The sequence below is a fragment of the Streptomyces sp. NPDC024017 genome (genome assembly GCF_040638895.1).
Classification (GTDB): domain Bacteria; phylum Actinomycetota; class Actinomycetes; order Streptomycetales; family Streptomycetaceae; genus Streptomyces.
The window spans coordinates 520,803-543,599 of the sequence record NZ_JBEZYZ010000004.1; the positions used below are offsets into that span (position 1 = coordinate 520,803).

A 22,797-nucleotide genomic window follows, 5' to 3' on the forward strand; every position below is an offset into this window, starting at 1 on the left:
GTCAGCGGGGGAAGTTCTCGGCGTCGAACATCCACCGCTGCTTCTCCAGCTCCGCGGTGATGCTGATCAGCAGGTCCTGGGTGACCGGATCAGCCTTCTCGGTCGCGTCGATGCGCTCGCGCAGCCGGCCGACCGCGCCTTCCAGTGCCTCCACCATCACCTGCACGGCGTCCGAGTCGCGCACCCAGCCCTCCTTCGGGGCGGGCAGCGTGAAGTCCTTGGCGATGGTCTCCGGCCGGCCGTCCGGCGGGACGCCCAGCGCCGCGGACCGCTCCGCGACCGTGTCGGCGAAGTCCCGTGCCGCCGTGACCACCTCGTCGAGCTGGAGGTGGATGGACCGGAACCGGGGTCCGACGATGTTCCAGTGCGCCTGCTTCCCGGCCAGCGAGAGCCCGAGCAGATCCACCAGGGTGTCCTGGAGTGCCTCGCAGGCGACCTTTCGGGCGTCGTCGGGCAGGGTGCTCCTCACAGCCGTCATAGGGCGCTTCTCCTCCTCGCGTCGTTCCTGGTGGTGCGGCGCAGTGCATCGCGCTCCTCCTCGCCGGTGCCGCCCCACACGCCCGTGGCCTGGCCGCTGCTCAGCGCGAAGCTCAGGCATTGGTCGGTCACCGGGCAGCGCGCGCAGACCCGCTTCGCGGCGCTCACGTCACGCAGGGCGGGGCCGGCGGTGCCGACGGGAAAGAACAGCTCGGGGTCCTCGTCCACGCAGGCGGCGCTCCGCAACCACTCCATGAACGCGCGGGTGCCCCGGGCGCACTGGTGCAAACGCGACGCATGAGGGTCGTCCGGCCTGCGATATGGCCCGTCGGGAGCCCCGGGAGGCGCAGAATCTTCACAGGCAGTGAGCCAAGGGTCTATAGTCCGAAACTAGCAGTGCTAATTAATGCGCGGTGTGAGGAGCCTCTCGTGCGTCCCGTCCACTTCGCGGCCGCCCGCCGCACCCCCATCGGCAAACTGCGGGGATCCCTCTCCTCGGTACGGCCCGACGACCTCGCCGCGACCGTCGTCCGGGCCCTGGTCACCGGCGTGCCCGCGCTGGACCCGGCCCGCATCGACGACGTCTACTGGGGCGCCGCCAACCAGGCCGGCGAGGACAACCGCAACGTCGCCCGCATGGCCGCGCTGCTCGCCGGCCTGCCCGACTCCGTGCCCGGCGCCACCGTCAACCGCCTCTGCGCCTCGGGCCTGGAGGCCGTGACCACCGCCGCCCGCACCGTCGCCGCGGGCGAGGCCGACATCGTGATCGCCGGCGGCTCCGAGTCGATGAGCCGCGCCCCCTTCGTCCTGCCCCGCCCCGACGACGCCCTGCCGCACCGCATGGAGACCGCCGACACCCGCCTCGGCTGGCGTCTGGTCAACCCGGCGATGCGCGATCTGCACGGCCTGCTGGCCATGGGCGAGACGGCCGAGGAGGTCGCCGCGCGGTACGGCATCCCGCGCGAACGCCAGGACGACTTCGCCCTGCGCAGCCACCAACGCGCCGCCCAGGCCCGCAAGAACGGCCACTTCGACGACGAGCTCCTCCCCGTGGAGCGCCCCGACGGCGTGGTCGTCGACACCGACGAGTGCGTCCGCGAGGACACCTCCTTCGAGAAGCTGTCCCGGCTGAAGCCGGTCTTCCGCGACGGCGGCACGGTCACCGCGGGCAACGCCTCACCGATGAACGACGGCGCCGCAGGACTCCTCCTCGTCAGCGAGGAGGCCCTCAACGACCTGGGCCTGGAGTCCCTGGGCCGCTACGTCGCCGGCGCCTCCGCCGGTGTCCACCCCGACGTCATGGGCATCGGCCCCGTCCCCGCCACCCGCAAGGTGCTCACCCGCGCCGGCTGGAGCGTCGCCGACCTGGAGGAGGCCGAGTTCAACGAGGCCTTCGCCGCCCAGGCCCTGGCCTGCGTGGACCAGCTCGGCATCGACCCCGACCTGGTCAACGCCAGCGGCGGCGCCATCGCCCTCGGCCACCCCCTGGGCTGCTCCGGCGCGCGCATCCTCACCACGCTGCTCCACCGGATGCGGCGTACGGGGGCGGGGCGGGGGCTCGCCACGATGTGCGTCGGGGTCGGGCAGGGCAGCGCGGTCCTCGTCGAGCGCACGTAGCGGCAGACGGGCGGCGGTCCTGGCGGCCCCGGCGGCCCTGGCGGGCCCACCAGGCGAGACAGCGCTTACGGGCACCTGTTCGTTGCACATAGCATCAGTGTTCGCATGAACACCATGACGCTCTGGCACATCACCGGCTGGGAGTTCGCCGCCCTCGCCTTCGCGGCCCTGCTCGTCGGCTTCTCGAAGACCGCCGTGAGCGGGGCCAACACGGTCAGCCTCGCCATCTTCGCGGCGGTGCTGCCCGCCCGCGCCTCCACCGGCGTGCTGCTGCCCATCCTGATCGCCGGAGACCTCCTGGCCGTCGCCACCTACCGGCGGCACGCCCACTGGCCCACCCTGTGGCGGCTGTTCCCGGCGGTCGCCGCGGGCGTCGTCGTCGGCACGGTGTTCCTGGTCTGGGCGGACGACGCGGTCGTGCGGACCTCGATCGGCGCGATCCTGCTGCTGATGGCGGCCGTGACGGTCTGGCGCCGGCGTACGGCCGAAAAGGAGGAGGAACCGGACTCGGTCACCACGCGCTCGGGCCGCCTCAAGGCCCGCTCCTACGGTGTCCTCGGCGGCTTCACCACCATGGTCGCCAACGCGGGCGGCCCCGTGATGTCGATGTACCTGCTCTCCGCGGGTTTCCGCAAGCTCGGCTTCCTCGGCACCTCGGCCTTCTTCTTCCTGATCGTCAACGTCTCCAAGCTGCCCTTCAGCGCCGGCCTCGGCCTGATCGACGACCGCTCGCTGCTCCTCGACCTGGCGCTGGTGGCGTTCGTCGTGCCCGGCGCGCTGTTCGGCAAGTGGGCCGTGCACAGGATCAACCAGCGGCTGTTCGAGCAGCTCGTCATCGCGGCGACGGTCGTGGGCGGTCTGCAGCTACTCCTGCGCTGACTCCCGCAGCAGCGCGGGAAGGTCCGCGAAGGAGTCGATCACGTGGTCGGGCGTGCCGTCGGCGTCCCGCAGCGTCTCCGGCTGGAACTTCCCGGTCCGCACGAGTACCCCGGTGACCCCGGCCCGCTGCGCCGCCAGCACGTCGGACTCGACGTCGTCCCCGACCATCACCGCCTCGTCCGCGCCGACGTCCAGCCGGGCGAGCGCCGACTCGAAGAACGCCCGCGACGGCTTGCCGGTGATCTCGGCCTCCACCCGCGCGGCCCGCTCCAGCCCGGCCAGGAACGCCCCCGCGTCCAGCCGCAGCCCCTCGGCCGTACGCCAGTACAGGTTGCGGTGCATCGCCACCAGCCGGGCCCCGCGCTGCAGATGCCCGAAGGCCCGGTCGAGCGCCGCGTAGCCGAACTCGGGGCCGGCCCCGCCGACCAGGACGACATCAGGCACGGTCCCGGTGTCACCCGCCTCGACGACCGTGACCCCGTCGAGGTCCTCCGCGATGTCACCGCTGTTCAGCAGCGCGCACCGGGCACCGGGACAGTGTTCGGCGAGATACGCGGCGGTGGCGGCGGGCGCGGTCAGGATGTCTTCGGCGGACACCGGAAACCCCGCCTCCGCCAGCGTCCCGGCGATCGACGCCCGGGTACGGGAGGTGGTGTTGGTGACCAGCAGCACGCCGAACGCGGCCTCCCGGACCTCCCGCAACGCTTCGACGGCCCCGGGCAGCGGCTGCCACGAGACGGTGAGCACACCGTCGATGTCCACGAGCACGGCACGCACGGAGTCCATGCCAGGACGATAGCCACAGGGAGCGGCGACCGCCGGTCGGCACCCGTCCCGTCGGCCACGTGCCGGACCTCGTACGCTCGACGCCGTGTCCTCTCATGTCCTGATCCTCGGCGGCACGGCCGAGGCCCGTGCTCTGGCCGCAGTGCTGGCCGCGCGTCCCGGTGTCCGGGTCACGACGTCCCTCGCGGGGCGCGTCGCCAAGCCGGGGGCGCTCGACGGGGAGGTGCGCGTCGGGGGCTTCGGCGGGGCCGAGGGGCTGGCCGGGTGGCTGCGGGAGGAGGGCGTGGACGCACTCGTCGACGCCACGCACCCGTTCGCCGAGTCGATCACGGCCAACGCGGCGCGCGCCGCGACCGAGACCGGTGTACCCGCGGTGGTGCTCCGCCGCCCCGGGTGGCGGCCCGGCCCCGGGGACCACTGGCACCCGGTCCCGTCACTGGAGGCCGCCGCGGACCTGCTTCCGCGTCTCGGCCGCCGGGTGCTGCTCACCACCGGGCGTCTCGGCCTGGCCTCCTTCGCCCACCTGACGCGACTCCACTTCGTCGTGCGGTCGGTGGATCCCCCCGAGCCGCCGATGCCGCCCGACACCCATGTGCTGCTCGCCCGCGGCCCGTTCACCGTCCCCGGCGAGACGGCCCTGCTGCGCGAGCACCGCGTCGACGTCCTGGTGACCAAGGACAGCGGGGGAGCGGCGACGGCGGCCAAACTGACCGCGGCCCGGGACCTCGGGCTGCCCGTCGTGGTCGTACGGAGGCCGCCGCTGCCGGACGGGGTGACGGCCGTACCCGACGTGGAGGGCGTGCTGGACCGGCTGGGGATGGGGTAGGGCGCTCACACCGAGCCGGTCGTGAGGGACTTCGCCGGAGACGTGCCCGCCGGTCCCCTTCAGTCGCGGGGGTGCCGGCGCAGCAGATACGTGTCCATGATCCAGCCCTTGCGCTCACGGGCCTCGGCCCGCAGCCGCTCGATGCGGGGGGCCGCCTCGGCGATCGGGCCGGAGACGAGGATCTCGTCCGGAGTGCCGATGTAGGCGCCCCAGTAGATGTCGACGTCCTCCTGCGCGTACTGCCGGAAGGTCTGGTGGGCGTCGAGCATCACCACCACGTCGTCCACGCCCTCCGGGAAGCCCTCCGCAAGCCGCCGCCCGGTGGTGATCTGCACCGGGCGGGCCACGCGGTTGAGGCCCGTGCGATGCCGGGCGACGAGCGCCGAGACGCTGCTGATGCCGGGCACGACGTCGTACTCGAACGCCACGGCGCCCCGCTCCAGCACCTCCTCCAGGATCCCCAGCGTGCTGTCGTACAGCGACGGGTCGCCCCACACCAGGAACGCGCCGGTCTGCTCCTCGCCGAGCTCCTCGGTGATGAGCCGCTCGTAGATGTCGGCACGGGCGCTGCGCCAGTCCCCGACGGCCGGGGAGTAGGCCGCGCCGCCGGCACTGCGGTCCCGTTCCGGGTCGCGCGCCTCGACGACGCGGTACGTCCCGTCAGGTACGTGCGCGTCGAGCATGTCCCGGCGCAGCCCGGTGAGATCCGCCTTCACCTCGCCCTTCTCCAGGATGAAGAACACATCCGTGCTCCGCAGCGCCCTGACGGCCTGGAGGGTGAGCTGGTCGGGGTCGCCCGCGCCGATACCGATGACATGAATCTTTCGCACGGCCCGAGTCTGCCGCACGGAGATCGGGACGGGTACACCGAGGTCGGCTCGTCGTCCTCTGGAACGGGCGAGGCGATCGTCCGTCGCCGCAGCTCAGCGCCCGGCCGCCGGGCCCCGCAGCCGAGGCGCCCGCGCCGCCGCGTCCACCGGCCGGCCGGTTCGTTCGACGTCCCCGGCCAGTTCCCGCGCCCACGCGGCCACGCTCACGACGTCGATCCCGTGCGGCAGTGCCTGCCCGGCCCCGGACACCCAGGCCTCGGCCGCGCCCGCCCCGCGCCGCAGGAGCCGGGCCCCGCCGGTCAGGTTCCCCCGGGCGGCGTGCGTGAGCCCCACGGCGAGCTGGGCGAGGCCGCGCCACAGCTCGCGCTCCTCGTCGGGCCCCGACTTCCACGCGTCCTCGAACACCTCGTGCGCGTGGAACGGCTTGCCGTCGTCCAGCAGCCGCTGCGCCTCGGTGACGGTCTCCTCCGGGGTGCGGACGACGCCCTCGGGCTGCCGGGGCACACCGTCGGTGCCGTACGGCAGGGGCCGCCCGAGACCGTCCCGGGGCCGGGCGTTGCGCGCCCGTCCCTCACTGTCGCGGTCCCGTGCGCCGCCTGTCCGGTCCGAGTGAGTCTCTCCTGTGCTGCCCATACGCCGATTGTCCCGCCCGGCCCGCTTTCGGCGCGGCCAGGGGTGTGGGGTAAAGTGCTGTTCGCGCGATCACGCGGCTCACCGCGGGTGGCGCGCACCGGGACGTGGCGCAGCTTGGTAGCGCACTTGACTGGGGGTCAAGGGGTCGCAGGTTCAAATCCTGTCGTCCCGACGGTGCGGAAGGTCCCCGCGGGCACAGAACCGCGGGGACCTTTTCCTGTCCCTGGGCCGAGGGCGATCACGGAAACCGGCCCCGACGGATCTGACTCTCCGGTCTCTGACGCGCTGGCTAGTCCGTGACGAACCGGTTGAGGAGCCCGTCGAGCCCGGCGGCCAGCGCCTCCGGCCCGCCGCGCTCGGCGAGAGCCTCGACCGTCGCCCGGAGCGTGGGCAGCTCCTGGGCCGGAAGGCGGTGCAAGCCGAGACGGAAGGCCGGCTCCGGTTCCTCGGGGTTGTCCACCATGGGCTGGAGCTCCACCGACACATAACCCAGCAGCCACGCGGTGAAGGCGCGGAAGACGGTCGATGCCGTGGCTTCGTCGAACCCCGCATCCTTCAGCAGGGCCAGCACCCGTTCGTGGTTCAGGAGGACGGCTGAGGGCCGCCGCGCCAGCGGCACCGCCAGCATGCGTGTGGCGAGCAGGGGAACGGCCCGGGGATGGGCGAGGCACACGTCGTACGTCGTCCGGGCGATGCGGTGGAGCCCGTTGCGCCATGCGGGGACGTCGGCGAGGGCGTGGGGATCCTCCCCGGTGGCAAGCCGTTCCTCCAGTTCGAGGTACAGGGCCTCCACGAGACCGTCCAGGAGGGCGTCCTTGCTGGCCGCGTAACGGTAGAGCGCCATCGCCTCCACCCCGAGCTCGGAACCCAGCCGGCGCATGCTCAGTGCCGAGAGGCCTTCGCGATCCACCAGTTCCAGGGCGGCGGCCAGTACCCGTTCCCGGTTGAGCCTGCCGTAGCGCCCGCGATCGCTGGCGCGTCGAGCCGGGCTCGCCCCTGAGCCATTCGCCATTCGCGTGCCTCCTCCATGTCGACCCGGTGACGCGGGGTCGGTATCAGTCTTCCGCAACGTAAAGATATGCGGGGGCACCGCACATGTGCGGCTCTGTCGCAGCAGCCAGGGGCTCGTACTCATGACGGCTGCCATCTGTTGGCACGCCCGAGCGGTGTGAGTAACGATTGATGAGCGCCGACCGTGTCGCTACAGGGCAGAGGTGTTCCGCATTGAGCTGCCTGAACAGGAGTTCTCGCTGCGGCTCCCCGCCGGGGAGTTCCCGCCTCACTTCCCCATTTTCCTCACGTGCTGTCGCGGAGTTCGGCGTCAGGACATTCGGATTCGGATTCGGATTCGGATTCGGTACTTCTGCATATTCGCTCGTGGCCCCTTGCGCCGGCCCGAAACAGGTGCACCCCCTGCGCGTCATCCTCATGCCGAGGAGGAGCACATGATCGAGCCGCTGCGCGTCACCGTCGTGGCCCCTGCCGGTGTCATGGGTGGTTCCGAACTCTGGCTGCTCTCCCTGCTGGACGCCACCGACCGGCTCGCGCCGGAGGTCGTGCTGCTCGCCGACGGGCCGCTGCGCGATGAGTTCACCCGCCGGGGCATTCCCTGCGTCGTACGCCCGACCGGCGCGTCCGGCGGCGCCGTGGCAGGCGCAGCCGCGTGGCTGGCGCGCCGGCTGCGGAGCAGTCGCCCCGACGTGGTCCTGGCCAACGGGGTCAAGGCCGCGGTGGTGGCCGCTCCAGCCGCGTGGCTCGCGGGAGTCCGGTGCGTCTGGGCCAAGCACGACCACTCGTTCGACGGGCCCGTCATGACATCGCTCGCCGCCCTGACCGATGCCTGTGTGGCGACCGAGGCCGCCCTGCTCGCGGATTCGCGGCACCCCCGTGCGACCCTCGTCCCTTTCCCCGCTCCGGGGCGAGACGCTCTGCCCCGAGACACCGCCCGTCAGGAACTCGCCCGGCGCGGGGTGAGGCTCCACCGGGGGGAGCTGTTGCTGGTCATGGCGGCACGATTGGTCGGATACAAAGGCCTGGACGACGCCGTCACGGCGCTCGCCCAACCGGGCGGATCCCACTGGCGGCTTGCCGTGATCGGCCCCGAAGACCCGGCCGCGCCGGACGAACACGGTCGACTCGCCACGCTGGCAGAGGACCTGGGCGTCGCCGACCGGGTGGACTTCACCGGCTGGGTGCCGGACGCGTGGCGGCTCCTCCCCGCCGCCGACGCGGTCGCCGTGCTGACCAAGCCGTACGGGAGCGGGCCGGAGCAGGAGAGCTTCGGTGCGGTCGCGCTCGAGGCGATGGTGTCCGGCGTCCCCGTGATCGCGACAGCGCCCGGCCCCGTCGCGGACCGGATAGACGGGCCGGGTGAACGCGCCGGGATCACGGTGCCACCCGCGCAACCCGCCGAGGTGGCCGACGCGTTGCATCACATGGAGGACCCCGCGGCCCGCGCTGCGATGGGCAGGGTCGGACAGTCCCGCGCCACCGCTCATCCAGGCGCGGAGCCGTGTGCCGCACTGCTCGCGCAGACTCTGTCCGAAGCTGCCCGCCTGCCCGGCGCGGGACTGACCGGCACAGCGCCGATATCCGTCCTGACGTGCTTCTGGAACGAGGGAGAGGACGTCGACCGACTCCTCGGCCTCCTCCTGCCACAACTCACCGTCGACGGCGACGAACTGGTGGTGGTGGACGACGGCTCCACGGACGACACGGCTGACCGCGTCGCCGCCCGGGCGGCCGAGGACGCGCGTGTACGCCTCCTGGCCCTTCCCCACCAGGGCCTCTCGGCCTCCCGCAACGCCGGTGTGCGCGCGGCCCGGCACTCGCTGATCGCCTGTACCGATGCGGGGTGCGACCCCGCCTCCGACTGGCTGGCCAGGCTGCGCGCGGCGTGGGCCGAGCCGAACCCCGCCGACCTCCTCGCCGGCGTCTACCGGGTGAGCGGTCACGGCACACTCGACGAGGCCATGGCACTGGTGGGGTCTCCGCTGCCCGAGGAGGCGCGTCATCCGGGGCCGTGGACCCGTGTGTACTCCCGGTTCCTCGGCCGGGCCTTCGATGCGGCAAGACCCCCGGGCCGTTCGATGGCCTTCACCCGCGAGGCATGGCGGGACGCCCGTGGATTCCGGGAAGATCTCACGTCGGCCGAGGACATAGCCTTCGGGCAGAGCGTCATCGCGGCGGGCCGTCGGGCCGTGGTCGTCGCGTCCGCCGAAGTGGTCTGGAAGCAGCATCCGACACTGCGCAAGACGGCCTGGATGTACTTCCGTTACGGCCAGGGCGGCGGGCGCTCGGCCGATCCCCGTCTGATGGCGCGTGACATCCCGAGGGCCATCGCCTACCCCGCCGCCGCGGCCGCCGTGCGAACGCCCCGTGGCCGACGCGTCACAGCGGCTGCGGCCATCGTCTACCTGTCGCTGCCGGCAGCGCGGGCCATCCGCGGACGCAACTGGGCCGCCCTGCCCGCCATACCCCTGGTCGTGGTGGTACGCGATCTCGCCAAGGCGGCCGGCACGGTACACGGTCTGGCCGGACGGCTGAGGGCCGTTCGGGCCACTGAGTCCGCTGCGGACACGGACGGCCTTTGATGGAGCAGAAGAAGGCCATCGACCTCCGGGGCGTCTTCGGTGTCCTCGCCGTGACGCTCGTGGCTGTCGGCGTCTGGGTTTCCGGCCAGAGTGTGCCCCTCCGCTTCGTTCTCCTCCTCGCGGTGCCGGTGCTCTTGACCGTGGCCGTCATCGCCGTCCACCGGCCGGTGCTGGCCCTGGCCGCCCTCGCCGTCCTTCTGGTGGCAGGGGACATCGACCTGCCTCTGGGGGTGCCGCTCGTACGGCTGCTCGTCCTGGGCGCGGTGGTGATCGTCGTGACGGCCCGGTTGTGCGGACGCGGACGGCCCATCGGCTGGTCGCCGCTGCTCGCCGTCATGGCCCTGCTGGTCACGGCCGCCCTCTTGTCCACGATGTTCGGCGTCGATCCGAGCCGTGCGCTGCGGCAGGACTTCGCATACGTCGTCGGCCTGCTGCTGGCGGCAGCCATCGTCATGGCCACGGCCGACCACTCCGACCTGCTGGTGCTCGCCATGGCCCTCTGTCTCGGAGGAGCCGTGCTGTGTGTGACGGCCCTGACCCGGATTCCCGACTTCGAGGTGGCGAGCAGTGACGCCGCGGTCGTCGGCAACCGGCCGGTGGGAGTCTTCGCACAGCCCAACGAGTTGGGTCTGTGCGCGGCGATGGTCTTCTGCTTCAGCGTCGCAATGATCACCTTGACCCATCGTCAGCGTCGTTCCTGGCTGGTCGCACTGAGCGTGGTGGCGTCGCTGCTGGCCCTGACGGCCCTGCTCCTGAGCCTGTCCCGCGGGGCCTGGATCGGCACGGTCGTGGGCCTCCTGGTCCTCGCCCTGCTGCTGCGCGAGGCGCGTCCGGCGCTGCTCTGTCTGGCCACGGTGCTCACCATCGGCTTGGCGCTGCTCGCAGTCGTACCGTCGGTGAACCCTCCTCTCATCGCCCAGCGGTTGCTGTCCGTGTTCGGCGGCCCGGGCAACCCGTACGACGAGCGGCCGGCCGCGAGAGCCGAGGCCGTGGTCCAGATGTCCGAGCGTCCGCTCCTGGGGAGCGGACCCGCCTCCTATTCGTGGGCCGCCCGGCAGGGCGTCACCCACGTACCGGCCGCCAAGGGGGAGGAGCACGCTCACAATCTGTTCCTCGCCGTGGGCGCGGAGCAGGGAGTCCTGGGCGTGACCCTGCTCGTCACCGCAGTCGGTGTCGGAGCGGCGGCGGCGCTGCGCAATCGCGGTGCGCGGGGAGATCGCGGCGGCGACCCCACCGTGCGCATGGTGTCCGCGGGCTCGGCCGCCGCGCTGGCCGCCGTCCTCGGCCACGGGGTGGTCGACTACCCCCTGCGCAATCCCATCATCGCGACCATGACGTGGCTGTTCATCGGCCTTTTGGCGGCGTGTGCACGAACGCGCCGGACGGCTACCCACACACCCTGAGGCGGGAAGAAATGAGAGCTTGGCAAGCCAGAGCATCCGGTACGGCGTCACGAGCCGGGACGGGGTCGGTCACGGCCGGCCAGGACGGAGCCACGGCCCCGGCCAAGTCCGGCCCGGCGCGCTTTCTGAGCTCCGGCAGCCCGCGTCGGCGCGGACTGGTGGCGGCGCTGCTGGCGGGCCTGATCGTGCTCGGCGTCGGTCTGGTGGTGGTCGAGCAGCTGCCCACCCGCTATTCGACGACCAGCACGATCTCCTTCGCCCCCCGCTCGCTGTCCGTCGTCGACGCGGACGTGATCGAACTGATCGCCAACAAGTACTCCGTGGTGGCAGGCTCGACGGCCACCGTGGATTCCGCCGCCGACGCGGCCGGGGTGACGCCCAAACAACTCCGTGACACGTTGTCCGCCACCGTGGAGCCGAACACCGGGAACCTCAACATCTCCGTCTCGCTCGCGAACGCCCGCCAGGCCGCCGTGGCGGCCAACTCGATCGCTGCCACGGTCAACAGAGCCGCGGGCAACGACCGGTTGATCGCGGGGGAGATCACCGCTCGGGCCGATCCCACGGCGGCACAGCTCAAGCCGTCCCGCTCGTTGCTCCGTGTCGTCGTCGTGGCCGCGGCCCTGCTGGTGGCGGGCTGGGCCGGCTTCGCCGTCCGGCAGCTCAGCCGCCGAGCGGGGAAGGAGACATGATCGCGCCGAGACGGGGCCCCCTGGTGCTGATGTACCACGGGGTAGGCCGACGCAGCGCCGAGGAGGACTTCTTCAACCTGTTCGTCTCACCGGACCGGCTCCGCAGGCAGCTCACCGCTCTGCTGCGGCGCGGCTGGACGCCGCTGACCCTCGACGCGTATCTGCACCGGACCGTCCCGCGCCGAAGCGTGCTGTTGACCTTCGACGACGGGTACCAGGCGATGGTGGACGAAGGGCTTCCGGTCCTGCGGGAGCTCAAGGTGCCCGCCACCGTCTTCGTGCTCAGTGGCCTGCTGGGCGGCAGGTCCCGCTGGATGGCGGAGATGCCCGACGAGCCACTCGTCGACGCCGAGGGCGTGGCGGCGCTGGCTCGTGCGGGGCTGGATGTGGAATGCCACGGCTGGGACCACAGCGGTCTGGCGGCGGCGGACCCCACCACCCTGTCCCGCAACGTCGAGGACGCGGCCCGGGCCCTGCGCGACCTCACTGGTCGTCGCCCTCGCGCCTTTGCCTACCCCTACGGGGAGCACGACGCCAGGGCCCGGCGAGCGGTCGCCGAGGCCGGTTTCGAGGTTGCCTTCAGCACCCATCACGGCGGTGGGCGGTACGCGGTCCCGCGCGTCGACGTCAACTCCACCGACACGGATACGACGTTCCGGATCAAGACCCTGCGGAGCTACCCGGCCATGCGCCGGATCACCGGTCGCGTTCCCGCGCTGCGCCCGGCTCTGCACGCCATGATCGGCCGCGCCGAACGGAACTGACAGAGGTCCGCCCCGCTCCGATTCCGGACGAACGTCCGCGGTCGGCGGCGAGACCCCGGGCGCGGCGGGCGGCCTCGTACGCGGCCTGGGTGCCCTCCAGCACGTGGCGCACATCGTGGTGCCGTCGCACGTGTGTACGCCCTTGTCCGCCCAGGTCGTCGCAGGCCCCGCGATCAGGCAGCAGGGCCGTCACGGCGGCGGCGAGGGCCCGGGAATCGCCACGCGGTACCAGCATGCGCCCGGCCTGGCCCGGCGGCAGCGATTCGAGCGCCCCGGGCACGTCGGTCACGACGACGGCGCGGCCGGAGGCCATGGCCTCCAGCGGGGCCAGTGCCATTCCCTCCCAACGGGAGGGCAGGACCACGAGGTCCGCCGCGAGGTACCAGTCCCGAGGATCCTCGATCTCTCCGGTGAAGACGACGTCGGGGGGCGCCCGGTGCCCGAGCAACTCGCGGTACGGCCCATCGCCGACCAGGACGAGTCGTGCCCCGGGAACCCGGTCACCGATGTCCTGCCAGGCGTTCAGCAGGATGTCCTGGCCCTTCTGCCGGCACAGTCGCCCCACGCAGACAGCCAGTGGCTCGGACGGCGCCATACCGAGCCGCAGCCTGGCTCTGTCGCGCGCGGCGGGCTCCGTGTGGCCGAAGTGGTCGAGGTCGATGCCGTTCGGGATCACCGTGTAGGGCGCCACGACTCCGGCCGCGACGCCTTGGGCGCGTTCGGCCTCGCTGACGCAGACCACCTGGTGTGCCCATCGAGCCGCCTCCTTCTCCCAGCGGATGGAGGCGATCCGCAGGCCGCCGCTGACCGCGTTGAACGACCACGCGTGGGGTTGGAAGACGGTGGGCAGCCGGCCGCGCACGGCGATGCGGCCGGCGAGACCCGCCTTGGAGCTGTGCAGGTGCACGATGTCGGGGCGGACGGACTCGATGAGCTGATACAGATCCCTCACCTCGCGGGGGAGCCCGCGGCCCGGTTGCCGAGTGGCCCGCCAGGCCAGCACCTCGGCCCCGCACTGCGTGGCCGCGGAGGAGAGTCTGCTGTCCGGCAGGCAGGCGACGACGACTCGGTCGCCCGAGGCGAGTTGGCCGGCCGCGAGGCTCGCCACCACGCGTGCCACGCCGCCTCCGCTGGACTGCGCCACGTGCAGGACGGTCGTGCGGTGCGGCCCTCGACCGTGTGCGCGGCCGAGGGGTTGACCTGATCCGAAGCGGGTCGTCGGCACGTCGCCAGAGCTCCTCGGGAAGATCCTTAAGTGTCCGTTTACTGCGTATATCTGCAGTGTAGCCATGAATGGATCGACTGGGATAGGATGTACGTATATGACGTAAACGTACGCCCCATTTCTTGTGATTCGGGACTGCGCCAGGCTCCGCAGGAGGCATGACCGCCATGTCCAGGACTGCTCTCACCGACCGGCACCCCGCCCCGCCGGAAGTCCGGCATCCCGCCCCGACCCGCCCACAGCGCGGCGGGGGCGAGGGGTCACGGGGGGCAGGCGTGAGGAGGCGCCGGCTCCTGCACGCCGCGCTGCGGGCCCTCGGCATGATCTCGATCGCGGTGGGAGCGGTCGTATGGTTCCTCGCCTCGGGGCCGCTGCTCCGTACTGTGCTCTTCGCCGCGACGATCACCGTCCTGCTGGCGTTCCTGTCCCGCGAGGGCCGGCGTGGGCGGATGCTGCCCGCCCGTGCCGGTCGGGGGCAGGCCCCGCTGATCCTGCTCGTCGGGCCCGCCGGTCCGGCGGCCGAACTGATCACCAAGCTGCACCGGGACACACCCTGCGGTCTTCGGGTCGTGGCCGCGTGCCTGACGGATCCGGCCCGAGCCGACGAGGTCACCTCGCTCGGTGTGCCGGTGTTCGGCATGGAGGACGTTCTCCGGACGGCACGCCGATGCGAACCGGACGCGGTACTGGCGCTGCCGCACCCCGACCTGGGCCCCGAGGCGTTGCGCGAGCTGGCCTGGAGCCTGCGGGGAGAAGACGTCGAGCTGTTGCTGGCCCCGGCCCTCCCCGACGTCGCTCCGGCGCGCATCAGCGTCACGGCGGTCGCGGGAATGCCGCTGTTGCGTGTGCGGGCGCCCAATCTCTCCCGGGTGGCGCGCATACCCAAAGCCCTGTCCGATCGGATCCTGGCGGGCCTGGGCCTCGTGCTCCTCGCGCCGCTCCTGGTCGCCCTCGCGATCATGGTGCGCCTGGACAGTCCGGGCCCCGCGTTCTTCCGGCAGCGCAGGCTCGGGCTCGACGGCCGGGCCTTCACGGTGATCAAGCTCCGTACGATGCAGCGGGACGCGGAGCAGCGCAAAGCGGCATTGATCGCCGTCGACCGCAGGCGTGACGGTCTGTACTTCAAGGTCGCCGACGATCCCCGGGTGACCAGGCTGGGTGCGTTTCTGCGCCGGTCCTCACTGGACGAACTTCCGCAGCTGTTCAACGTCGCGATGGGTCAGATGTCGCTCGTCGGTCCCAGGCCGCTGTCGGCGAAGCCCAGCGCCTACACCGAGATGATGAAGCGCAGATTGCTGGTGAAGCCGGGGATGACCGGACTCTGGCAGGTGAGCGGCCGCTGCAACCTCTCGCGGGAGGAGAGCCTCCGCCTGGACCTCAGCTACGTCGAGAACTGGTCACCCGCACTGGACATGCAGATCCTGCTGCGCACGGCGAGCGCCGTGGTGCGTGGCACTGGTGCCTACTGATCGCCCGCGCCCTACCGGCGCCGGCGAGTGATCCCGAACAGGGCGATGGAGGAATTCCCATGCGGCTGACAGTCATAGGCACCGGGTACGTCGGGCTCGTGCATGCCGCGTGCATGGCGGACATGGGGCACAGCGTCCTCGGCATCGACCGCGACGCCGACCGGATCGCGGCCCTGTCCAGGGGCAGAGTGCCCTTCTACGAACCGGGTCTGCACGCATTGCTCAACAGGAATCTGAAGTCGGGCCGTCTGCGCTTCACCCGGTCCCTTGCCGAGGCGGCCCGGTTCGCCCGTACGCACTTCGTCTGCGTGGGAACTCCGCAGCAGCCCGACTCCCACGCCGCCGACCTGCGTTTCGTCGACGGCGTCATGGATGAGCTGGCTCTTCACCTGCGCGATCAGCAGGGTTGGTGCCTGGTCGTGGGGAAGTCGACCGTGCCGGTGGGGACCGCGACGCGGCTGGCGGACCGGCTGGGCCGGGTCGCGCCGCAGGCCGAGGTCGCCTGGAATCCTGAGTTCCTGCGCGAGGGCTTCGCCGTGGACGACACCCTTCGGCCCGAGCGTCTGGTGGCCGGTGTCGTGTCCCCGCGGGCGGATGCGACGCTGCGGGAGATCTACGCGCCCATGGTGCACGCAGGCACACCCTTCATCAGCACCGACCTGCCCACCGCCGAACTGGTCAAGCTCGCGGCGAACTCCTTCCTCGCGACCAAGATCTCGTTCATCAACGCGATGGCGGAACTGTGCGACGCCATGGGTGCCGACGTGGTGACCCTGGCGGAGGCCATCGGCCAGGACCCGCGGATCGGACACCCGTTCCTCCAGCCGGGACTCGGGTTCGGAGGCAGTTGTCTGCCGAAGGACATCCGGGCTCTCGTCGCCCGGGCGGAGGAACTGGGGCTCGGTGCGTCGGTGGGCTTCCTGCGTGAGGTCGACGAGATCAACATGCGTCAGCGCCTGCGCACCATCACTCTGGCGGAACAGCTCGCCGGTGGATCCTTCTCCGGCCGGAATGTCGCGGTGCTGGGCGCGGCCTTCAAGCCCGGCAGCGACGACGTGCGTGACTCGCCGGCCCTCGCGGTCGCCGAGGGCATCCGCAGCCAGGGTGCGCGGGTGCGCGTGCACGACCCGGAGGCCGCCGATCGCGGCCGCGCCCTCTTCCCCGGGTTGCAGTTCACCTTGGACGTGCCCAAATCGTGCGAGGAGGCGGACGTCGTCCTGCATCTCACCGCATGGCCCGAGTACGGCGAGATCGATCCGGCCGAACTCGCCGCGGTGGTGCGCAGACCGGTGATCCTCGATGCACGCCACACCCTGGACGCGGCGCGCTGGCGGTCCTCGGGATGGGTGTTCCGGGCGTTCGGACGGCCGTCGCCGGTTGATCCACCCGAGGAAGCGTGGTGAGCACCGCTCGCAGTCCGCACTCGGGAGGTGACGGGGCGTCAGACCGCCCTGAAGCGAATCACGTGCCTGACGGCCCACCAAAGCCCCCGTCCGGGCACGGAGGTGGGAAGCCGCTCACGGAAGTACCGAGGAGACGAGGTGCTCTCCGTTCCGAAGCTGTCCTTGAATCTGCGCAGGGTCGTCTCCTCGCGCGAGGTTCCCATGTCGTACTGCAGACAGCCGGCGGCGCACGCGTCCTCGATCGCCAACCGGTGCAGCAGGTGATTGGCGCGAATCGGATGAGCCAGTTCCCGGTTCATGGCGCCGCGCCAGTACAGGGCGTGGTTGCCGTACCGCAGGACGACGATCGCCGCGGCGGGCTCCCCGGCATGCCGAGCCATGTATATCGCGCACTGTTCCCCGAGCCGGGCGGCGACCGTCTCCAGCCTCTGCGGGGGGAAGATACGCGTTCTGCGCCAGCGGGCCAGCGTCAGCGGTTCGTGCTGCTGGCCGGCCCAGCGCGGGATCGACAGCTCGAACAGGCGGTAGAAGTCCGGGGCCAGACGGCCGGTTCGGTCCACCTCGACCTCGATGTCGCAGCGCTCGGCCTGGCGGACTCCGCGCCGCACCCCTTGATGGAAGCGGCGCTCCCACACCGTGTCGAATCCACCCTCGAGGTCCAGCACATGCGCCGTGTGCGGATCGAGACGGAAGCTGTCGGACGCGGCGCGCGACCATACGTCGTCGTTCCCGGGGCGGAACCACACACTGACTCGGTTGGCCGGTCCACGCGCCAGGTCGTCGAACACCGCCTCGGCCTCTGCTGAACCGACACTTCCCGGGAACACCGGTCCCCCGATGCCCCACTCGCCCGGCCAGGACTCCTCCTCGCCCAGCCGGCGCGGGCGCATCTGCCTGCCCACCAGCGGGAGCACCAACTGCCTGCCGTCGTCGAACTCGTACAAGCGACTGGCGTCGCGGTACGGCCCGGTCGCGCAGATGCAGTCGAGCCATGCGGGAATCTGAGTGACCTGTGTCGCCGGGTCCCGCTCGGCCAGCCCCCGCCAGGTCTCACGCGGCGCCGGGGTGGTGACCCGCACAGGTCCGGCAGGCGTATCGATCAGGACTGCAGCAGATCCGCTCACAGCCTCTCCTGCCTCCCTCGCGGAGGGGACCCACCCGTACCCACCTTCCGATTTTAGGCCGTGCACCTCAGGCGGGCATCTCGGAAAAGCACCGAGAAGGATCAATGTTCGGCGTTGATCAAACGGCAGTGGACGTACCCGGATTGCGGAAGGAATCGTTGCTGAATGTCCACGTGGCTGGAAAGGGAAAAGGGTACTTAGACTGGCTACTGAGGTGATCGCGATGGACGTCACGGTCCTCCGGCCCGACGAACTGACCACCGCCGACATCAGCGCGTGGCACGCCATGCAGCGAGCCGACCTGGCGCTGGCCAACCCCTTCTTCTCGCCCGAATTCACGCGGGCGGTGGGGCACCAGCGCGCGAACGCCAGGGTGGCCCGGCTCACCGTCCCGGACCCGGAGGGCCCCCGTACCGTGGGATTCTTCCCCTTCGAACGGCATGCCCTCGGCTCCGGCAAGCCCATAGGCTCGGGATATTGCGACTGCCAGGGCCTGATTCACGAGCCGGGCCTCGCCTGGGACCCCCAGGAACTGCTCCGGGCATGCGACCTCTCGGTCTGGGAGTACGACCACCTGGCCGCGGGACAGACCCCCTTCGAAGACGCGGGCACGCCTCGCGCGCGAGTCTCCTCGCCCATCATGGAACTGAATGGCGAAGCCGGCGCGTACATCGAACGTCTGGAACGCCTTCGGAGCAAACCCCTCAAGGCGGCGCGGAGAAAGGAGCGAAAACTGAGCCGCGAAGTGGGCCCGGTCCGTCTGGTCTTCCATACGCCCGACCCCGCCCTCCTCGACATCCTGATCCGTTGGAAGTCCGCCCAGTTGCGGGCGAAGGGGCTACGCCGGGACCTTCTCTCCCAGGAGTGGTTCCGGGCGATTCTCCGGGAACTCTTCGACCTGCCCTCCGACTTCTGCTCGGGCACTCTGTCCGCGCTCTACGCGGGCGAGGAACTCGTCGCCATGCGCTACGAGTTGCGGTCGCGCCACGTGCTCGCCTGCTGGTTCCCCGCCTACGACACGCGGTTCGCCTGGTACTCGCCCGGAGTCCTGCTGTCCGTCAAGGTCGCCGAGGCCGCCGCGGATCTGGGCATCGCGCATATCGACCTGGGCAAGGGGGCCGAGCTCCACAAGCAGGAACTCAAGACGGCGGATCTGACCCTGACCGAGGGGTATGTGGCCCGGCACACCCCCAGGGCGGCGCTGTGGCGGGCGTGGACGGCGTCGGACCGTACCGCTCGCGCCGCGGTCCGTTCCCACCCGAGGGTCCGCCGCGTCGCCGTCAAAGCGGTCAGCGCGGTGGAGCGGCTCCGCTGACCGTCGGCCGCCGGATCCCTCGCCCGGTATCGGTCATGCGCTCCTGCGCCTCTTGAACATCTCGCGAAGCACCTGGATCTGTTCCGGATCGAGGCGACGTGCGATGACCGCCCAGCAGGACACGTAGACCACCGCGGCGGCGAGCAGGGCCGGTGCGAGGGGCCATGGAGCCAGCAGTGGCCCGGCCGCGAGGCCGGAGGCCACGACCGCGGGCAGGACGGTTCGCGACAGCCGGGGCCGTCCGATCCTCGCGCGGCCGAGAAGGACCAGCATGACGGCTGCGACGGCGTACGAGCACGACGTCGTGAACGCCGCGGCGACCCCGCCGTAGTGGGGGATGAGTGACAGATTGAGCACCACGTTGACCACCAGGGCCGTCACCGCGCCGGTGAGCGCACGCAGGGTCGGACCGGCCGCGGTCAGGGCGTCGCTGAGCAGATAGGCGACGCCGAACAACAGGGGTGCCGGCGCCAGCCAGCGCAGCGTGTCCGTGCCGGCGTCGGCGAACGGCTCGCCGAAGAGAAGCAGGAGCACGTCGTGTCCCCGGCACAGCAGCACCGTCATGTACGGGATGAACACGGCTGCCAGGACACCGATGCCGCGCTCGGTGTGACGGCGAACACGATGGGGCCTCGGATCGGAGGCCATCAGAGGGAACACCGCCCGGCTCACGACCCAGCAGACGAACACGGCCGTCTCGAGCAGACGATAGGGCGCGGCGTAGATGCCGACCGCCCGGTTGCCCGCGAGCCAGCCGAGGAACAGCGTGTCCAGCCTGAACAGGGCCATCGCGACGATGGATTCCAGGCCGATCATCCAGGTTCCGCGGTTGAGTCGGACGAGTGACCCGACCGATACGGCGCCCCAGTCGGCGTGCGTCCCCTGCCGTCGGGTCAGCAGCACGGCGGCCACCGGGCCGACGGCCGTCCCGGCGAAATAGGCGAGGGCCAGTCCCAGGAGCCCGGTGTCCAGCAGCAACGCGGTCAGTACCCAGGCCGCGGTCAGCAGGCGCTGCAGCAGGTGAACGACGGCGATGGTGTTCTGCCGCTGCCTGGCCGCCGCGGCGGACCGGTACGCCTCCGTGAAGGTGTCCAGCAGGACGGCGGCGACCACGATCAGTCCCGCCAGGGCCGTATCGGTGTCAGAGGGCCGGGAGAGTGCCAGCGCCCCGCAGATGATCGCGAAGACCAGCACGACCAGGCCGGTCCGCATGACCAGGAGCTGGGCGAGCAGCGCCCGCAGCCGCTCGGGTGCGGCGCTGGCCCGCTGCACCACGATCGTGTCGTAGCCCCACAGGGGGACGGTCGTGGCCAGCGCGCCCACGGCCAGGGCGTAGGCGAAGACGCCGAAGTCCGCTACCCCGAGCAGCCGCGCCGCGCCGATGACCACCAGCACCATGGACAGCTTGCCGATGACCTCGGTGACGCCGAGCACCACGATGGTGCGTGCGGTGCGTACCGTCCGGTCGCTGGTGGGTGCGGCCCGGCCGGCACGGTCGCCCGGCTCCACCGGAGGCGCGGTTTCCTTCCGCTTGCGGAGCCTGCCGAAACGGTAACGGACCGGGCGGTGCCGGGTCTTCACGAGGGCGTCGCCGCCGACCGAGGATCCGTTCGGCGTACGTGCAAGCAGCTCAAAGTGCAGCACCCCTGCCATGTCCCTGAAGGGCTGATCCTTTTCATCGTCACTCACACCGCGCGGGCCTGCCAATGGACGAAGGACGTCGCCCGAACGGGGTTGACCTCGATCGACGACGGGAGGAAGATTGTAAATATACGACGTAAACATACGTCTTCTGTAACGCGAGTCCCTGCGGGCAGGTCCCCGGGGACGGAGGCAGCGATCATGAGCGCACGGATCGAGGACTACGCCCTCCTCAGTGATCTGGAGGCCGCTGCCATGGTCGGCCGGGACGGTGCGATCGACTGGCTGTGTCTGCCGCGCTTCGACTCACCGGCCTGTCTGGCCGCACTTCTCGGCACCGAGAACAACGGGTTCTGGCGGATCGCCCCCGTCTCGGGCGGCTCCTGCACCCGACGCGCCTACCGTCCCGACACACTGATTCTGGACTCCGAATGGCAGACGGCCACAGGGACCGTGCGGGTCACGGACTTCATGCCGCCCCGGGCGGGCCTGCCGTGTCTGGTGCGGGTCATCGAGGGCCTGTCGGGGAGCGTGACCGTGCGCAGCGAACTGTGCCTGCGCTTCCACCAGGGCCGCGTGGTGCCCTGGGTGCGCGACGTCGGAGACTGCACCGTCGCGGTCGCCGGACCGGACGCCGTATGGCTGGGGGGAGACACTCCGGAGCGGGTCGAAGGCGGCGAAGAGGCCACGATCCGGTACTTCACCGTCCCGGCGGGCCGGCGTATGGCGCTGACGCTGGTGTGGTCGCCTTCCCACCGGCCCAGCCCGCCCGAGCCCCTGTCCGTCCCGGCTGAGACCGCGCTCAAGCAGACCGGCGACTTCTGGCGGCGCTGGAGCGGCCAGTGCCAGTACGAGGGGCCCTGGCGGGACGCCGTGGTGCGTTCCCTCATCACACTCAAGGCGCTCACCTACGCCCCCACGGGCGGCATCGTGGCCGCGCCGACCACCTCACTCCCCGGAACCATCGGAGGGGAGCGCAACTGGGACGACCGGTTCTGCCGGCTGCGCGACTCCACACGGACCCTGTCGTGCCTGCTGCGCAGTGGTTACCGGGAGGAGGCCACGGCCTGGCTGGACTGGCTGGTGCGCGCCCTCGCGGGTGACCCCGCCGATCTGCAGAGCGTGTACGGCGTCAAGGGACAGCGGCTGCTGCCGGAGACCGAGGCGCCGTGGCTGCCGGGCTACGAGGGCTCCCAGCCGGTGCGGTTCGGGGTCTCCGGGGTGCGCTCTTTCCAGCTGGACGTGTACGGCGAGGTCATCGACACGCTGTGGCACTCGCTGCGCGCCGGGATAGCGATGCCGGCTCATGTGTGGGACCTGGTCGAGGCGCTGATGGGGTTCCTGCAGCGGCACTGGCGCCAACCCGATCTCGGGCCGTGGCAGGTACGGGGACCGCGGAAACAGTTCGTGCACTCCAAGGTGATGGCGTGGGTGGCCGCGGACCGCGCCCTGCGCATGGGTGAACTGCTCGGCCGCAACGGCTCCTCCGGAGAGTGGCGGGCCATGCGAGAAGAGGCGCACCGGCAAGTCTGCCGGGAGGGCTGGGACACCGCTCAGGGGTCCTTCGTACAGTCGTACGGCTCGTCGGCCCTGGACGCCTCCGCCCTGCTGATACCCCGGCTCGGTTTCCTCCCGGCCCGGGACGAGCGGGTGCGCGGCACCGTCCGTGCCATGCGCGGGCTGGGCCACGGAGGATTCATGCGCCGGTACGGCCAGGGCCGCCGGAGGGCGTCGGACGGCATGCCCGGCCACGAGGGGACATTCGTCTCGTGCTCCCTGTGGTACGCCGACGCTCTCGCCGCGACCGGTCGTCCGCAGGAGGCTCGCGACGCCTTCGAGCGCGTCCTCGCCGTTCGCAACGACGTGGGGCTGCTCGCCGAGCAGTGGGACCCGGACGCGGGCCGGCAGTTGGGGAATGCGCCGAAGGCGCTCAGCCATATCGCCCTGGTGGAGACGGCGTTCGCCCTGTCACCGGCATCAGGTGAGATCCGGCCCGGCGTGACGGCCCCGCGCAACGGGCGCGGCTCCGCGCAACGGGCGCTCAGCGTGCGACGCCGAGCCTCTCGCGGCCTTTCGCACGGTGCGGCGGTGCCGGTCGGCGGGTGAGCGGCTCGTCGAGT

20 protein-coding genes and 1 tRNA gene are annotated in these 22,797 nt (G+C 71.4%); 12 read left to right on the forward strand and 9 right to left on the reverse strand.

Annotated features, from left to right (window positions below):
* Position 1 precedes the first annotated feature (1 nt).
* Together AB0G20_RS13725 and AB0G20_RS13730 are read right to left on the reverse strand one after the other, a co-directional pair.
* On the reverse strand, positions 2-478 hold the full coding sequence (locus tag AB0G20_RS13725; RefSeq protein ID WP_361300610.1) for a DNA starvation/stationary phase protection protein: 477 nt from the start codon (positions 476-478) through the stop codon (positions 2-4).
* Positions 475-732 (reverse strand): WhiB family transcriptional regulator, encoded by a 258-nt coding sequence (locus tag AB0G20_RS13730; protein ID WP_361300613.1) that lies wholly within the window; start codon positions 730-732, stop codon positions 475-477. Before AB0G20_RS13730 ends, AB0G20_RS13725 begins: the two co-directional genes overlap by 4 nt.
* Positions 733-906: 174 nt before the next feature.
* Here AB0G20_RS13730 and AB0G20_RS13735 point away from each other — a divergent pair, with 174 nt between their 5' ends.
* Positions 907-2,094: a thiolase family protein gene (locus tag AB0G20_RS13735; protein WP_361300616.1), complete on the forward strand. Its 1,188-nt coding sequence runs from the start codon at positions 907-909 to the stop codon at positions 2,092-2,094.
* Positions 2,095-2,199: 105 nt separating this feature from the next.
* Entirely contained in the window at positions 2,200-2,973 is a 774-nt protein-coding gene (locus tag AB0G20_RS13740; RefSeq protein ID WP_361300619.1) for a sulfite exporter TauE/SafE family protein, read from the forward strand.
* On the opposite strand, the gene AB0G20_RS13745 is transcribed toward AB0G20_RS13740, so the two are convergent.
* The gene (locus AB0G20_RS13745) at positions 2,959-3,759 is read right to left on the reverse strand and encodes an HAD-IIA family hydrolase (protein ID WP_361300622.1); all 801 of its coding nucleotides are present in this window, start codon (positions 3,757-3,759) and stop codon (positions 2,959-2,961) included. The genes AB0G20_RS13740 and AB0G20_RS13745 overlap by 15 nt on opposite strands.
* 85 nt (positions 3,760-3,844) lie before the next feature.
* Between AB0G20_RS13745 and AB0G20_RS13750 the strand changes: the two genes are divergently transcribed.
* On the forward strand, positions 3,845-4,585 hold the full coding sequence (locus tag AB0G20_RS13750; protein WP_361300625.1) for a cobalt-precorrin-6A reductase: 741 nt from the start codon (positions 3,845-3,847) through the stop codon (positions 4,583-4,585).
* A 59-nt stretch (positions 4,586-4,644) separates the two neighbouring features.
* Here the strand turns inward: AB0G20_RS13750 and cobF are convergent, their stop codons facing one another.
* Both cobF and AB0G20_RS13760 read right to left on the reverse strand, forming a co-directional pair.
* Positions 4,645-5,415 carry a precorrin-6A synthase (deacetylating) gene (cobF, locus tag AB0G20_RS13755; RefSeq protein ID WP_361300628.1) on the reverse strand — a complete coding sequence of 257 codons (771 nt, stop codon included), beginning with the start codon at positions 5,413-5,415 and terminating at the stop codon, positions 4,645-4,647.
* 93 nt (positions 5,416-5,508) lie between these two features.
* Complete coding sequence (locus tag AB0G20_RS13760; RefSeq protein ID WP_361300631.1) at positions 5,509-6,048, reverse strand: DUF309 domain-containing protein; 540 nt, start codon at positions 6,046-6,048, stop codon at positions 5,509-5,511.
* Between the two features lie 98 nt (positions 6,049-6,146).
* Between AB0G20_RS13760 and AB0G20_RS13765 the strand changes: the two genes are divergently transcribed.
* Positions 6,147-6,220 (forward strand) — tRNA-Pro (locus AB0G20_RS13765).
* Between the two features lie 117 nt (positions 6,221-6,337).
* On the opposite strand, the gene AB0G20_RS13770 is transcribed toward AB0G20_RS13765, so the two are convergent.
* A complete protein-coding gene (locus AB0G20_RS13770) occupies positions 6,338-7,060 on the reverse strand; it encodes a TetR family transcriptional regulator (protein ID WP_361300634.1) in 723 nt (240 codons plus the stop codon).
* 433 nt (positions 7,061-7,493) lie between these two features.
* Here AB0G20_RS13770 and AB0G20_RS13775 point away from each other — a divergent pair, with 433 nt between their 5' ends.
* From AB0G20_RS13775 to AB0G20_RS13790, 4 genes are read left to right on the forward strand one after another with little or no spacing between them, the layout of a single operon-like run.
* Positions 7,494-9,641 carry a glycosyltransferase gene (locus AB0G20_RS13775; RefSeq protein ID WP_361300637.1) on the forward strand — a complete coding sequence of 716 codons (2,148 nt, stop codon included), beginning with the start codon at positions 7,494-7,496 and terminating at the stop codon, positions 9,639-9,641.
* On the forward strand, positions 9,641-11,044 hold the full coding sequence (locus AB0G20_RS13780; protein ID WP_361300640.1) for an O-antigen ligase family protein: 1,404 nt from the start codon (positions 9,641-9,643) through the stop codon (positions 11,042-11,044). Before AB0G20_RS13775 ends, AB0G20_RS13780 begins: the two co-directional genes overlap by 1 nt.
* Before the next feature lie 11 nt (positions 11,045-11,055).
* Positions 11,056-11,736: a hypothetical protein gene (locus AB0G20_RS13785; protein WP_361300643.1), complete on the forward strand. Its 681-nt coding sequence runs from the start codon at positions 11,056-11,058 to the stop codon at positions 11,734-11,736.
* Complete coding sequence (locus tag AB0G20_RS13790) at positions 11,733-12,500, forward strand: polysaccharide deacetylase family protein (protein ID WP_361300646.1); 768 nt, start codon at positions 11,733-11,735, stop codon at positions 12,498-12,500. The genes AB0G20_RS13785 and AB0G20_RS13790 overlap by 4 nt, the downstream gene beginning before the upstream one ends.
* On the opposite strand, the gene AB0G20_RS13795 is transcribed toward AB0G20_RS13790, so the two are convergent.
* Complete coding sequence (locus tag AB0G20_RS13795) at positions 12,433-13,650, reverse strand: glycosyltransferase (protein ID WP_361300959.1); 1,218 nt, start codon at positions 13,648-13,650, stop codon at positions 12,433-12,435. The two genes, AB0G20_RS13790 and AB0G20_RS13795, sit on opposite strands and share 68 nt — an antisense overlap.
* 350 nt (positions 13,651-14,000) lie before the next feature.
* On the opposite strand from AB0G20_RS13795, the gene AB0G20_RS13800 reads away from it, so the two are divergent.
* Together AB0G20_RS13800 and AB0G20_RS13805 are read left to right on the forward strand one after the other, a co-directional pair.
* Complete coding sequence (locus AB0G20_RS13800) at positions 14,001-15,194, forward strand: sugar transferase (RefSeq protein ID WP_361300649.1); 1,194 nt, start codon at positions 14,001-14,003, stop codon at positions 15,192-15,194.
* A gap of 59 nt (positions 15,195-15,253) precedes the next feature.
* The gene (locus AB0G20_RS13805) at positions 15,254-16,597 is read left to right on the forward strand and encodes a UDP-glucose/GDP-mannose dehydrogenase family protein (RefSeq protein WP_361300652.1); all 1,344 of its coding nucleotides are present in this window, start codon (positions 15,254-15,256) and stop codon (positions 16,595-16,597) included.
* A gap of 38 nt (positions 16,598-16,635) precedes the next feature.
* Here AB0G20_RS13805 and AB0G20_RS13810 read toward each other — a convergent pair whose 3' ends face one another.
* Positions 16,636-17,721: a GNAT family N-acetyltransferase gene (locus AB0G20_RS13810; RefSeq protein WP_361300655.1), complete on the reverse strand. Its 1,086-nt coding sequence runs from the start codon at positions 17,719-17,721 to the stop codon at positions 16,636-16,638.
* Positions 17,722-17,944: 223 nt separating this feature from the next.
* Between AB0G20_RS13810 and AB0G20_RS13815 the strand changes: the two genes are divergently transcribed.
* Positions 17,945-19,036, forward strand: a complete 1,092-nt coding sequence (locus AB0G20_RS13815) for a GNAT family N-acetyltransferase (RefSeq protein ID WP_361300658.1) — start codon at positions 17,945-17,947, stop codon at positions 19,034-19,036.
* Between the two features lie 33 nt (positions 19,037-19,069).
* Here the strand turns inward: AB0G20_RS13815 and AB0G20_RS13820 are convergent, their stop codons facing one another.
* Entirely contained in the window at positions 19,070-20,680 is a 1,611-nt protein-coding gene (locus AB0G20_RS13820; RefSeq protein WP_361300661.1) for a flippase, read from the reverse strand.
* Between the two features lie 198 nt (positions 20,681-20,878).
* Between AB0G20_RS13820 and AB0G20_RS13825 the strand changes: the two genes are divergently transcribed.
* Positions 20,879-22,783, forward strand: a complete 1,905-nt coding sequence (locus tag AB0G20_RS13825; RefSeq protein ID WP_361300664.1) for a glycoside hydrolase family 15 protein — start codon at positions 20,879-20,881, stop codon at positions 22,781-22,783.
* Positions 22,784-22,797 lie beyond the last annotated feature (14 nt).